This is a genomic window from Plantactinospora veratri (genome assembly GCF_036421995.1).
Lineage (GTDB): Bacteria > Actinomycetota > Actinomycetes > Mycobacteriales > Micromonosporaceae > Plantactinospora > Plantactinospora veratri.
The window spans coordinates 39,593-52,559 of record NZ_JAZGQL010000038.1; the positions used below are offsets into that span (position 1 = coordinate 39,593).

A 12,967-nucleotide genomic window follows, 5' to 3' on the forward strand; every position below is an offset into this window, starting at 1 on the left:
CGACGGCGATGGCGGGAGCGAGTGAGCGAAACGGCGCGGCCGGCCGTGCCGGGGAGACCCCTGCGGACCCGGCGCCGGTCGAGTCGTCGGACGCCGTGACGCGGCCGGCGGGTGGCGTGGGTCCGGACGCCGACCGGGGTGCGGTCTCGGCCGACGACGACCCGACGGTGCGGCTGTCGACGGGTGACGGGGCTGGTCGGAGGCTGTCGGCGGACGACGGTCCGACGGTGCCGTTGCCGGCGGAGGACGCCCCGACGGCGTCGGGGGATGACGGGACGCTGCCGATCGCGGCGGGCGAGTCTGCCGGGCCGGTGTCGGCGGCTCGCCGGCTGCTGCCCAGGCTGACGGCGGCGAACGCGATGATCGGGGTGCTGCTGGCGCTGCTGGGGTTCACCCTGGTGGTGCAGGTGCGGACCAACTCCACGGGCGCGTCGCTGGAGACGACCCGGCAGGAGGACCTGGTGCGGATCCTGTCGGATCTGGAGGCGCAGGAGGAGCGGGTCCGGCAGGACATCGGGGCGCTGGAGGAGAGCCAGCGTCAGTTGAACTCCGGTGCCGAGGGTCGGCAGGCGGCGTTGGACGAGGCGACCCGGCGGGCCGACGAGCTGGGGATCCTGGCGGGGACGTTGCCGGCGAGGGGGCCGGGGTTGACGGTGAGTTTCATGCCGGTGAGCAAGCCGATCGCGGCGTCGCGGGTGTTGGACGCGGTGCAGGAGTTGCGGGGCGCGGGGGCCGAGGCGATGCAGATCGCCGGTGGTGACGGTGCCACGGTGCGGATCATCGCGTCGACGTACTTCCTCGACGCGAACGGCGGGATCTCGGTGAGTGGACGGCGGTTGACCGGACCGTTCATGATCACGGTGATCGGTGATCCGAAGACGATGCAAACCGCACTGAACATCCCGGGCGGGGTGGTGGCATCGGTCAGCGGGGACGGCGGTAACGTGGCGATCCAGGAGCGGGAGGTGGTCGACGTGACGGCCCTCAGCCCGCCGAAGGCTCTGCAACATGCGCGTCCGGTCTCCTGACCGGGGGCGGTCGGGGCGGCGAGTCGGCGTCCCGGTTATTGGCTGGTGCGAAGAAGAAGGACGCGTCTGGTGATTCCTGAGGACCTGCGGTACACCGCCGAGCACGAGTGGGTGGCTGGCGACGGCAGCGGACCGGTGCGGGTGGGCATCACCCACTTCGCGCAGGACGCGCTGGGCGACATCGTGTACGTCCAGCTTCCCGACGAGGGTGCGACGGTGCAGGCCGGCGAATCGTTCGGCGAGGTGGAGTCGACCAAGAGCGTCTCGGAGATCTACGCGCCGTTGACCGGCACGGTGGTGGCGCGCAACGAGCAGCTCGTGGACACTCCCGAGGTGATCAACACCGACCCGTACGGTTCGGGTTGGCTGGTCGAGATGGTGCCTGGTGACGCGTCGGCGGTTTCGGGTCTGCTGACCGCCGAGGCTTATCGGGAGCTGACCGAGAGCTGATCGTGGTGACGCCGTCGCGTGGTTGTGTCCGCGCGTCTGGTTGCCCTGTATTTCGGCGCTGGCTAGGCTCGCCCAGTCGACCGAGAACCAATAGTTGCGCGTTGCGGAAATGCCTTCCCGGGCACGGGGGAGCCAGCCGCTGGGCCTCGATGGCGCCCGGCGGCCAGACCCGTAACACCCGACGCCGACCGAACAGATCCGTGAGGTGGTCCCAATGACGCGCCCAGACGACGAGTTCCCCCCACTCGACGTCACATCGACGCTGAACCTCGGTTCTCTCGACGAGATGTTGGAGGGGCCCGAGACCGACGTCGTACCGAGTCGGATGTCAGGTTCGCTGCCTCCGGGTATGGCGTTGCTGGTGGTTCGGCGTGGTCCGAATGCCGGCGCCCGGTTCCTGCTGGACCACGATGTGACGACGAGTGGCCGGCACCCGGACAGTGACATTTTCCTGGACGACGTCACGGTGTCCCGCAGGCACGCCGAGTTCCACCGGGACGGTGGCACGTTCACCGTCCGGGACGTGGGCAGCCTGAACGGGACGTACGTGAACCGGGAGCGGGTCGAGGCAGCGACGCTGAGCAACGGTGACGAGGTCCAGGTCGGGAAGTTCCGGCTGGTCTTCATCGCCGGTCCGCGTCCGGAGGAGGGGGCCGTCCGGGGGTGAGTGAGCGTGCGGCGGCGGCTGTTCCCGGCCCGGGGGCGGCCGCTCGGGGCCAGCCACCGAACCTTTTCCCACCTGAACCGCGCGGCGCGCGCCCTTCGACTTCCACCCGTGGCCACGACGGGCCGCAGGAGGAGGCGGAAAAGGGTTCGCTGATGAGCATCGGTGAGGTGCTGGCGCAGCTTCGGGTCGAGTTTCCCGACACGACGATCTCCAAGCTGCGCTTTCTTGAGTCCGAGGGTCTGGTCGAGCCGCAGCGCACTCCGGCGGGTTACCGGAAGTACAGCTGGGACGACGTGGCGCGGCTGCGATTCGTGTTGACCGCTCAGCGTGACCAGTACCTGCCGTTGCGGGTGATCCGGGAGCAGCTCGCGGAGGCGGATCGGGACGGGTTGCCGGGGTCGGATCGGCATCGGCCGTCGCTGGTGGCGGTGGGGCCGGACGGCGAGGTGCCGGGGCGGGAGTTGGCCGCCGCGCCGGTGGGTGAGTCGTCGGAGACCCGGCTGGACCGGACCGAGTTGCTGTCCCGTAGTGGGCTCGGTGAGGCGTTGCTGGCGGAGTTGGAGCGGATGGGTCTGGTGGTGTCGCAGCCGCCCGGCTGGTATGACGCGGACGCGCTGGTGATCGCCCAGGCGGTGGCGGGGTTGGCGGCGTACGGGCTGGAGCCGCGGCATCTGCGGGGTTATCGGACGGCGGCGGATCGCGAGGTGGGGTTGTTCGCCCAGTTGGTGGCGCCGTTGGCGCGGCAGAACGATCCGGCGGCGCGGGCCCGGGCGGCGGAGGCGGCGCGGGAGTTGGTGGGTCTGTCGCAGCGGCTGCACGCGGCGCTGGTCCGGGTGGGGTTGCGCGGGACGTTGGGCCGGTGACGGGTGGGGCGGTGGTGGTGCCGTCCCGGGGTGGTTGTCCGGCCGGGGGTGGCGGGTGTGGCCTGCCGCACTCGGCCGGGAAAGATCTGCGGCGGCGGGCGTGGCGTACGCTTCCCGGGGTAACCCGTGCGGTGCGGTGGTTGCCGGGCGCGCGGGTGGGGCGGTGTTATCCGAGCCCGTGTACCGTGCAGGGAAGGGGCATACCGGCTCCGGCGGCGGGTAGCATCGGCCGCCGCAGGACGGTGGTGGGGACGACGACAACGACACGGAGGCGGCGGTGCGCGAGCTGAGCGTGGTCGGGGTTCGGGTGGAGCTACCCACCAACCAGCCGATCGTCCTGCTCAGAGAGGTCGAGGGCGACCGTTATCTGCCGATCTGGATCGGGGCGGTGGAGGCTACCGCGATCGCCTACGAGCAGCAGGGGGTCAAGCCGGCCCGTCCGCTGACCCACGACCTGCTCCGGGACATTCTCGCCGCGTTGCAGGCGCCGTTGCGGGCGGTGGAGATCGTGGAGTTGAAGGAGAACGTCTTCTACGCCGATCTGCTGATCGGGGATGGTTTGCGGGTGTCGGCCCGACCGTCGGACTCGATCGCGTTGGCGTTGCGGGTGGGTGCGCCGATCCGCTGTGCGGAGCAGGTGCTCACCGAGGCCGGGATCATCATCCCGGACGAGCAGGAGGACGAGGTGGAGAAGTTCCGGGAGTTCCTGGAGCAGGTCCGTCCGGAGGACTTCGCCGGCTGAGGGCCGGTCCGTCGGCGGTCGTCGGGGCGCCGGTCGTGGCTGGCGCCGGGGGTAACGATCGATTGGCCGTGGGGTAACCCTGCGGTGATCCCCGAGTGCGGCGTGTCGCGGCATTTTCTGCGGGGGAACCCTCCAGCCGGGCTATAGGGTTGGCCTGTCGAGGGGTGCACGTCCCGGAAACGACGTGTCACCGCACGGGCGGGGAGGTTGTCCGATGCATGAGCCACAGGACCCTGATCCGGGTAGGTCGAATCCGCAGGGTATGGGTCAGCAGCACGTCGACGGGTCTCGTCGGGTGGCGGAGGACGACCCGGTGGCCGGGTCGCCGGTGGAGGACGGCTCGGTCGGCTATCGGGGTGTGACGGCGTGCCACGCCGTCGGGATCAGCTACCGGCAGTTGGACTACTGGGCGCGTACGGCGCTGGTGGTGCCGAGTGTGCGGGATGCCTCGGGGTCGGGGACGCAGCGGCTCTACTCGTTCCGGGACCTGGTGGTGCTGAAGGTGGTCAAGCGGCTGCTGGACGCGGGGGTCTCGTTGCAGAACATCCGGCGGGCGATTGACGCGCTGCGGTCGCGCGGGGTGGCGGATCTGGCCGGCATCACGTTGATCTCGGACGGGACGACGGTCTACGAGTGTCGGTCCCCGGAGGAGGTCGTCGACCTGTTGCAGGGTGGGCAGGGGGTGTTCGGGATCGCCATCGGTGGGGCGTTCAAGGAGGTCCAGGGCTCGCTGTCGCATCTGCCGGCGGAGCCGGCCGGGGAGACGCCGTTGGCGGGGGAGACGCCGGAGCCGTCCGCGTCGGCGGCCGGTGACGAGTTGGCGGCGCGCCGGGCCCGGCGGCGGGCGGGCTGATTCCCCGGCGGGCGGGCTGTCGGGGCCGGGGTGTCGGGAGGGCCGTGTCCGGGGTCGACGCCGCCGGCTTGTCTTGATCGTTACCGCATAATTGGCGGTATGCCGTCTGCTTCGTCGCCCGAGCCGTCAGGCTCTGAGCCCGAGTCGTCCGGCTCCGACCGTCCGCGTCGGTTCGCCGGCCGCCGTTGGCGTCGACGAGCGGTGTTCGGGGCACTGGTGGTGCTGCTGCTGTTGCCGGTGTCGGTGGTCGGCAGTGTGGTCTGGGTGCGGCAGTCGGCGCGGGAGCACGTGTATCAGCCCGCTGAGGTTCCGGCGGCGCCGGTCGCGCTGGTGCTGGGCGCCCAGGTCTATCCGGACGGTACTCCGGCGCCGTTCCTGCCGCTCGGCTGGAGTTGGCGAGGGAGTTGCTCCGGGCGGGCAAGGTCCGGGCGGTGCTGGTCTCCGGGGACCACCGCAGTTCGGCGTACGACGAGCCGGGGGCGATGAGTCGCTGGTTGGTGGAGCGGGGCGTGCCGGCCCGGCTGGTGGTGCAGGACCATGCCGGGTTCGACACCTACGACTCGTGTTCGCGCGCCCGCCGGATCTTCGGTGTCGATCGGGCCATTGTGGTCACCCAGAGCTTCCACATCGAGCGGGCGGTCACGGTGTGCCGGCGGGTCGGCCTGGACGCGGTCGGTGTCGGGGACGATTCGGTACGCCGGTTCGAGCGGGCCTGGCGGTGGGGCGGGTTCCGGGAGCACTTCGCGGCGGTGAAGGCGGTCTACGACGTGCTGAGCGGGCGGGATCCGGTGTTTCTGGGGCCGGTCGAGCCGGGGGTCCGGGACGCGTTGTCGGGTTGACAGCTCCCCGTTGTCGTCGGTGTGGTAGTCGCTGACCGTGACCGGGGTGGCCGGGGCGGCGTCCGATGGGGATGATGGTCCGGATCGGATCGAGCCCGATGATTTCCGGGCCGGTTGGGTATGGATGACACCGATTCGGGTTGGATGACACAGAACGGGTGGGCGCGGTAGTGTCCCCACCCGTGTCACCCGTCGGCCATCCGCCCGCCGGGTCGGCACTGTCGGTGCTACGCCCCCACTCGCCGCGCGATCCCCGTCGCGCCGGAAGGAAGACCGTGACGGAACCACAAGACAGCGCCGTGCCATCCTCCGCGGACGGCGCCCCGACCAACGGTAACGGTTCGGCTGCCCGCCCCTCGCACTACGAGCGGATCGGCGGGGCGGAGTCGGTCAAGGCGGCCGTGCGGCTGTTCTACGACCGGGTGCTCGCCGACCCCGAGCTGGTCGGCTACTTCACCTCGGTGAACATGGAGGAGCAGCGGCGGCACATGGTGCTGATGCTGACCGTGGTGCTCGGCGGGCCGAACAACTACGCCGGCCGGGACCTGGCCGAGGCGCACCAGCCGCTGAACATCCCGGAGGAGCACTACGCCCGGGTCGGCGCGCACCTGGTCGACACCCTGGCCGGTCTCGGTGTGCCGGACGACGTTCTGGACGACGTACGGGCGACGCTCGGTTCGGTGCGTGACCAGGTGGTGTCGAGCGGCACCTCGGCGGGCGTCTGACCCGTGGACATCGCTCGTCTCAAGCAGAGCTGGCACCTGGTCGCCGGGCACGGCGACCAGGTGCCGCTCTACTTCTATTCGACCCTGTTCCTCGCCCATCCCGACGTCCGGCAGATGTTTCCGACGAACATGGCCGGGCAGCGGGACCGGCTGGTCACCGCGCTCGGTCACATCGTGTCGAACGTGGACCAGGTGGACCACCTTGTCGGTTTCCTCTCCTCGCTCGGCGCCGACCACCGCAAGTTCGCGGTCCGGCCGGAGCACTATCCGGCGGTCGGTGAGGCGCTGCTGGCGACGCTGGCGCATTTCCTAGGCGAGCACTGGACCGAGGATCTGGCCCAGGACTGGACGGCGGCGTACGGGCTGGTCGCCAAGGTGATGACCGACGGTGCGACGGCGGCGGAGAACGTCAGCCCGCCGTGGTGGGTCGGCGAGGTCGTCGCGCACGAGCCGCGGACGTTCGACATCGCGGTGCTGACGCTGCGGCCGCAGTATCTGCTGCCGTTCGAGGCGGGCCAGTCGATCGGGGTGTCGAGTCCGGCGACCCGGGCGTGGCGTTACTACTCGCCGGGGAACGCGCCGCGCAGCGACGGCACGATCGAGCTGCACGTGCGGGCGGCGCCGGGCGGGGCGGTGAGTTCCCGGCTGGTGTACGCGACCAGCGTCGGTGACCAGGTGCATCTGGCGGCCCCGGTGGGGGAGCGGCTGACGTTGCGCCAGGCGTCCGGCGGTGGTGACCTGCTGCTGCTGGCCAACGGTACCGGCTGGGCGCCGTTGAAGGCGCTGGTGGAGCAGGTGGCGGCGACCGGCGGTGGCCGGCGGGTCGACGCCTACGTCGGCGCCCGGTCCCGTACCGAGTTCTACGACGTCGACGCGACCGAAAAGCTGGTGGCGTCGTGTCCATGGTTGCGGGTGACGTACGTGGTCAATGCCGACCCGTCCCGGCCCGGAGAGTTCGTCCAGGTGGTGGACCGCGCCCTCGCCGACGGCGACTGGCGCAACCGGCACGTCTTCGTCTGCGGGTCCGATCCGATGGTGTCGGGTGCGGTCAACGGTTTGACGCAGGCGGGTTACCACGCCGGGCAACTGCACTACGAGGCGCTGGGTGGGCAGTGGTATTCGCCCGGGCGGCGGATCGGTGAGGTGCAGGAGCAGAGGCCGGCAGACGGAGGTACGCAGTGAGCGCCAGCCCGATCAGCGAGTACGACCGCGCCACGGCGGTGTCCGGGCCCAGTCCGCGGGTGCGGATCACCGCGGACCGGGTCCGGCGGTGGGAGTTCAGCACGTCGTCGTTCACCCGGCGCGGCTTCGACGAGCGGGACGTCGACCGGTTCCGGCACCAGGTGGCCGACGAGCTCGACCTGTTGGCGACCCAGGTGGCGGACCTGCGGGCGGAGAACCAGCGGCTGCACGACCATGTGGAGCTGCACCGGCACGGGGTGTTGCCGAGTGCCGACAACCGGCCGCAGTTGCCGGGGGCGAAGGAGGTCAACCTGCTCTCGGCGGCGCAGCGGGAGGCCGAGCAGATCATCGCCCAGGCGCACGACTACGCCCGCCGGGTCGCCGAGTACGCCCGGGTGCAGTACGAGAACTATCTGCGGGCGGCGGCCGAGGATGCCCGCAACGAGGCGGAGCGGGCGGTGCAGGAGTACCGGGCGTCGGCCGGGTCGAGTTTCGACGACACGGTCGCGACCCGGGAGGCGCTGCGGATCTTCGGCGAGATGATGATCTCGCACATGCAGGCGGCGGCCCGGCATCTCGACGACGGCAGTGAGCATCTGGCCCGCACCATGGACCGGATCGTCCGGGAGGCGGGTCCGGGGATCGGCGCCACGACGCCGCCGGGTGTCGTCCGGCCGGCCCTGTCGCCGCGTCCGGAGCAGCAGCGGCCGATGTGAACCCGCCCGCCCGGGCCCGGTCCGTCGGCGTATGGGTGGGGTCGGCGCCGTGGTGTGCCGGCGACCGTGGGGGGTCGCCGGCCGGGCGACGTCGTGCTCCCGGGCGGTCGTCGTGGTTGCGCCGGTTCGGTGCCGGAGTTGAACGAGCCCTCATTCTTTACTCCGATGTCGCCGATTCCTCGCCTGGATGACGGGTCGTCTTCGGTCCGCAGGAGTTGCTTGTCAAGGGTTCCCATTGTCTTGAACAGGAGCCGATCCAGGTGACTCCCTCTCGTCGTACCTTCCTCGCCGGCGGTGTCGGCGTCGGCCTTGCCGTCGCCGGTGGTTTTCCGTCCCTGGCCCAGGCTCACCCGGGCCGGTCCCGCCCGCCGGCCGGGGCCGGTCATGTGCCTTTCCCGCCGTTGGTGGACGATCCCGACGGAATCCTGGCCTTGCCCGAGGGCTTCAGCTACGCCGTGGTCACCCGGGCCGGCGTCACCCGACTCGACCGCGGCCAGGGCCTGACCCCGGCCGACCACGACGGCATGGCCGTCTACGACGCTGGCCGGGGCCGCTACACCCTGATCCAGAACCACGAGATCGACCCGGGCGCCGAGTTCGGTGTGCCGCACGTCAAGGGCACTGTCTACGATCCCGGCGCCGTCGACGCCGGCGGTTGCACCGTGATCAGGACCGACGGTGCGGGCCGCAACCTCGGCGAGTTCGTCGCACTCTCCGGCACCGTCGCCAACTGCGCGGGCGGGCCCACCCCGTGGGGCACGTGGCTGAGCTGTGAGGAGACGGAGGACCGGGCCGGGGACGCGTGGGCGGAGGGTGGCCGGTCCGGCGCATTCCAGAAGGATCACGGGTACGTCTTCGAGGTCCGGGCCGACGGCAGCGCGGATCCACGGCCGATCAAGTGCCTGGGCCGCTACGCCCACGAGGCGCTGGCGATCGACCGGGACCGCACCAGGATCTACCTCTCCGAGGACGCCGACGGGCCAAACGGCCTCTTCTACCGCTGGACCGCCCCGCGCGGCGTCGAGCTGGGGCCCGGTGTGCTCACCCGACTCGCTCCGGACGCCGGGGTGCTGGCCGCGATGCAGATCATCATGGAGGATGGCTCGGTGCTGCCGGACGTCGCCTACCTGACCTCCGCCCAGCTCGGCCGCCCCTTCCCGGTGCGGTGGATCGAGGTGCCCGAGCGCGACGCGCGGGCCACGCCCGTACGCGAGCAGTTCACCGACGGCCAGGTCACTCGCGGACGCAAGTTCGAGGGCGTGTGGGGCACCGCCGAGGGTGTGTACGTGGTCAACTCGTACGCCTGGGCGGACGGTGACCTCCCGGCGGACGCCGCGCCGCACGACGGCATGGTGTGGTTCTACGACTACCGGGCCCAGACGATCCAGCTGGTGACGTACTTCCCGCACCAGGTCGCGTCGGAGGAGGGTACGCCGGTCAGGTACGACGGCCTCACCTTCGACGGGCCGGACAACGTGACCGTCACCCCGTGGGGAAGCCTCGTGCTCGCCGAGGACGGCTCGGGCGCCTCGCACGTGCTCAGCGCGATCCCGGGCGGCCCGACGCAGGCGATCGCCCGCAACCAACTCAACGACTCGGAGTTCTGCGGGCCGACCTTCAGCGCGGACGGCCGGGTGCTCTTCGTCAACATGCAGGATCCCGGGCTGACGCTGGCCATCACCGGCCCGTGGGAGAGGTACCTGGGCTAGCGGGGCCGACCGGTGGGGGTCAGGGTACCGTCCGGGCCCCCACCGGGCCACGGCGCCGGATTCGACCGAGGAAAGCGTTTTCCCGCACATCGGCATTTATAGATGATTCGCTTGATGAGCGTCGTCGCCAGCGGGTCTGATGGGACCCGCACCTCCGGTGAGCTGATGGCGACGAAGGGAGAACGCTGTGCGACGTACCCTGGTGCGCGGTGTCGTTGTGGCGCTGCTGGCTGTCATGGCAACACTGCCCGGCGGCGCGCGGCCGGCGCAGGCGAGCATCGGTGAGCTGCTCACGCCCATCACCGAGATCTACGGCATGCTGGCCGGCGGCGGCCAGCCGCAGCAGGTGGTACGGCAGGTGTCGACCGCGGTGACGGGCATCCGCGCCGAAGTCCTGGCCCAGCTGGAGCGGGTACCCGACCCGGACGTACGCGCCTGCGCCACCCGGCACGTGGTCGAGGTCGCCGACCTTGAGCGGCTCGCACCGGCCACGGCGCGGGCCTGGGCGCGGGACGCCGCAGCGTGCCTGGCGCTGGTCGACGCGCGCCTGCGGGCGGCCGAGGTCGGGCCGCCGCAACCCACGCCGGTCGGACCGGATGACGCCAAACACACTGTCGACCTACTCGGCCTGCTGCTGAACGTGGTGGGACCGATAGCGATGACGGCCCGGTTGCAGGCCGGGCTCGGCGACGACGATCTGCGGCAGGTCCTGGTCGGGGCCAACGGCGTGGTGATCTCCAAGATCGAACCGTGGTGCTCCGAGGGGCCGGTCTACGAGGACGACTCGAACGTCTACGAGTTGTGGTTCGTGTGCTATGCCTACAACTACGACACCAGGGTCGGCCGGGCGGAGTCGTTCCAGCTCTTCCTCCTGCCGCCCGGGTGCGAGCCCTGGCATTCCTGCGAGGCGACGCCGCTGGGGCCGCCGGTGGACAAGGATCGGGTCAGATCCGAGTCCATGAGGCACACGAGCTGGGTCGTGGCGCGCGCCGTGTTGCCCCTGCTCTGACCCTGGATGCCGCGCTCCGTCCGGCCGCAGTACCCGCCTGGCCCGGCGGAGGACGGCGCCGAAGACGTGGTCGGCGCGAAGGGGACCTTCGCGGCGTCGGCGTCGCCGGTTGCCCAGCAGGCGGCCACCTCGGCGGCGCTCGCCTGGGCACCGGCGGCTCCGTCGTCCCGGGCCGGCCGGTGCGGTCAGTCGACGGTCAGGTGGCCGCCGATCTCGGCGAGTTCGCCGTCGGTGAGGGTCAGGTTCTCCAGCGCGGCCACGTTCGTCTCCAACTGCGCGACGCTGCTCGCGCCGATGATCAGGCTGGTCATCCGGGGGTCCCGCAGGGCCCAGGCGAGCGCGAGCTGGGCCAGGGACTGGCCGCGCTGCCGGGCGATGGCGTGCAGCGCCCGTACGGTCGCCATCGTCGTCTCGTCGAGGTCGCTCTCGTTGAGGAAGACGCTGGTGCGGATCCGCGAGTCGGCCGGGATGCCGTCCAGGTAGCGGTCGGTCAGCACGCCCTGGGCGAGCGGGCTGTAGGCGATGCAGCCGGCGCCGACCTCTTCGAGGGTGTCGAGCAGCCGGTCCGCCTCGATCCACCGGTTCAGCATCGAGTACGACGGCTGGGAGATCAGCAGCGGCGTACCGAGGCGTTGCAGGATGGCGGCGGCCTGCCGGGTCTGCTCGGAGGTGTAGTTCGACAGTCCGACGTAGAGGGCCTTGCCGGCTCGGACGACGGCGTCGAGCGCCGCCATCGTCTCTTCCAGCGGGGTGTCCGGGTCGGGCCGGTGGTGGTAGAAGATGTCGACGTAGTCGAGACCCATCCGGCGCAGCGACTGGTCCAGGGACGAGACCAGGTACTTGCGGGAGCCCCACTCACCGTACGGGCCGGGCCACATGTAGTAGCCGGCCTTGGTGGAGATGACCAGCTCGTCGCGGTACGGGGCGAGGTCGGCGGCGAGGGTACGGCCGAAGTTCTCCTCGGCGGAGCCGGGCGGCGGGCCGTAGTTGTTGGCCAGGTCGAAGTGGGTCACCCCGAGGTCGAAGGCCCGGCGGCAGATCTCCCGCTGCTGCTGCCACGGCCGCTCGTCGCCGAAGTTGTGCCAGAGGCCGAGCGAGATGGCGGGGAGTCGCAGGCCGCTGCGGCCGGTCCGGCGGTAGGTCATCGAGTCGTAGCGGTCGTCCGCGGCAAGGTAGGTCACCCTCGCCACCCTATTGAACCCGGTTCGCACCGGGCCGCCCGGAGGTCAGGTTCGCCGTCTCCGCCGGCTGCCACGCCGGACCGCGACGGAAGATCGATAGTGGTTCGTCGATCCGGTCGGGCCGCGTGGCAGCCGGGCGGAGCCGGCGACGGGCCGTAGCCTGTTCGTGTGCGATTTCCCGGTCGGGCGCCGGTCGGTGTTCCGTCGATCACGGTCGACCCAGGGTCGGGCTGCCCGGCGGGGTGTTCCGTGATATCTGATCGGTACGCATCAGGTCGCCGAAGGCGTCGGCCCCGCTTCACCACCGGAAGGTGGTGACGTCGAAAGGGAATGTCATGGCTTACCTGGACCATCGGCCGGCCACTCCCAGCGAGGCGCTCGACGAGCTGCTCGCCGGTAACGAGCGGTTCGTCGCCGGTACCCGGATCCACCCGCATCAGGACGCCGAGCACCGGGCGGTGGTCGCGGCGGCGCAGCGGCCGTTCGCGGTGGTCTTCGGCTGCTCCGACTCCCGGCTCGCCGCCGAGATCATCTTTGACCGGGGGCTCGGCGACCTCTTCGTGGTCCGCACCGCCGGGCACATCGTCGGCCCGGAGGTGACCGCCAGCATCGAGTACGGGGTGGTGGTGCTCGGGGCGCCGCTGGTCGTCGTCCTCGGCCACGACACCTGCGGGGCGATCCAGGCCACCCGGGCGGCCATGGACGGTGCCCGGTTGCCGGGCCGGGACCTCGGCGCCATCGTCGAGCGGGTCACCCCGAGCATCGAGGCCGCCCAGGCGCGGCAGGTCAGCGACGACGCCGGGATCGCCGCGATTCACACCCGGCACACCATCGAGACGATCACCGGGCCGGGTACCGAACTCGCCGACGCGGTCGCCGCCGGCCGCTGCGACGTCGTCGGGATGTTCTACAAGCTGGCCGACGGCCGGGTGTCGCTGACGGTGCCGGGCACCGCCCCCACCGCCGGCTAGGGCCGACCCACCGAACCGCGCCCGGCCCCGGC

At 71.2% G+C, this 12,967-nt stretch carries 14 protein-coding genes; 13 read left to right on the forward strand and 1 reads right to left on the reverse strand.

Annotation, left to right across the window (positions count from 1 at the left end; all coding sequences use genetic code 11):
• Positions 1–8: 8 nt before the first annotated feature.
• The 12 genes from V1634_RS33985 to V1634_RS34040 all read left to right on the forward strand — a co-directional run bounded on the left by V1634_RS33985 (position 9) and on the right by V1634_RS34040 (position 10,783).
• Positions 9–1,028, forward strand: a complete 1,020-nt coding sequence (locus tag V1634_RS33985; RefSeq protein WP_331211733.1) for a DUF881 domain-containing protein — start codon at positions 9–11, stop codon at positions 1,026–1,028.
• A gap of 69 nt (positions 1,029–1,097) precedes the next feature.
• Entirely contained in the window at positions 1,098–1,478 is a 381-nt protein-coding gene (gene gcvH, locus V1634_RS33990; RefSeq protein ID WP_331211734.1) for a glycine cleavage system protein GcvH, read from the forward strand.
• 214 nt (positions 1,479–1,692) lie between these two features.
• A complete protein-coding gene (odhI, locus tag V1634_RS33995) occupies positions 1,693–2,145 on the forward strand; it encodes an oxoglutarate dehydrogenase inhibitor Odhl (protein WP_101365931.1) in 453 nt (150 codons plus the stop codon).
• A gap of 152 nt (positions 2,146–2,297) precedes the next feature.
• Positions 2,298–3,008 (forward strand): transcriptional regulator FtsR, encoded by a 711-nt coding sequence (ftsR, locus tag V1634_RS34000; protein WP_331211735.1) that lies wholly within the window; start codon positions 2,298–2,300, stop codon positions 3,006–3,008.
• A gap of 277 nt (positions 3,009–3,285) precedes the next feature.
• Entirely contained in the window at positions 3,286–3,750 is a 465-nt protein-coding gene (locus tag V1634_RS34005) for a bifunctional nuclease family protein (protein ID WP_101365933.1), read from the forward strand.
• A gap of 214 nt (positions 3,751–3,964) precedes the next feature.
• A complete protein-coding gene (locus V1634_RS34010) occupies positions 3,965–4,603 on the forward strand; it encodes a MerR family transcriptional regulator (RefSeq protein WP_331211736.1) in 639 nt (212 codons plus the stop codon).
• A gap of 392 nt (positions 4,604–4,995) precedes the next feature.
• The gene (locus tag V1634_RS34015; protein ID WP_331211737.1) at positions 4,996–5,442 is read left to right on the forward strand and encodes a SanA/YdcF family protein; all 447 of its coding nucleotides are present in this window, start codon (positions 4,996–4,998) and stop codon (positions 5,440–5,442) included.
• A gap of 275 nt (positions 5,443–5,717) precedes the next feature.
• Positions 5,718–6,167, forward strand: coding sequence for a group I truncated hemoglobin (locus tag V1634_RS34020; protein WP_331211738.1), 450 nt, complete (start codon positions 5,718–5,720; stop codon positions 6,165–6,167).
• 3 nt (positions 6,168–6,170) lie between these two features.
• Positions 6,171–7,349, forward strand: coding sequence for a globin domain-containing protein (locus V1634_RS34025; RefSeq protein ID WP_331211739.1), 1,179 nt, complete (start codon positions 6,171–6,173; stop codon positions 7,347–7,349).
• Entirely contained in the window at positions 7,346–8,065 is a 720-nt protein-coding gene (locus V1634_RS34030) for a DivIVA domain-containing protein (RefSeq protein ID WP_331211740.1), read from the forward strand. Before V1634_RS34025 ends, V1634_RS34030 begins: the two co-directional genes overlap by 4 nt.
• Before the next feature lie 260 nt (positions 8,066–8,325).
• Positions 8,326–9,774, forward strand: coding sequence for an alkaline phosphatase PhoX (locus tag V1634_RS34035; RefSeq protein WP_331211741.1), 1,449 nt, complete (start codon positions 8,326–8,328; stop codon positions 9,772–9,774).
• A gap of 187 nt (positions 9,775–9,961) precedes the next feature.
• A complete protein-coding gene (locus V1634_RS34040) occupies positions 9,962–10,783 on the forward strand; it encodes a hypothetical protein (RefSeq protein ID WP_331211742.1) in 822 nt (273 codons plus the stop codon).
• Positions 10,784–10,968: 185 nt separating this feature from the next.
• Here the strand turns inward: V1634_RS34040 and mgrA are convergent, their stop codons facing one another.
• Positions 10,969–11,964, reverse strand: a complete 996-nt coding sequence (mgrA, locus tag V1634_RS34045; RefSeq protein WP_331211743.1) for an L-glyceraldehyde 3-phosphate reductase — start codon at positions 11,962–11,964, stop codon at positions 10,969–10,971.
• Positions 11,965–12,299: 335 nt separating this feature from the next.
• Between mgrA and V1634_RS34050 the strand changes: the two genes are divergently transcribed.
• Entirely contained in the window at positions 12,300–12,935 is a 636-nt protein-coding gene (locus tag V1634_RS34050) for a carbonic anhydrase (protein ID WP_331211744.1), read from the forward strand.
• The last annotated feature ends 32 nt before the right edge of the window (positions 12,936–12,967 follow it).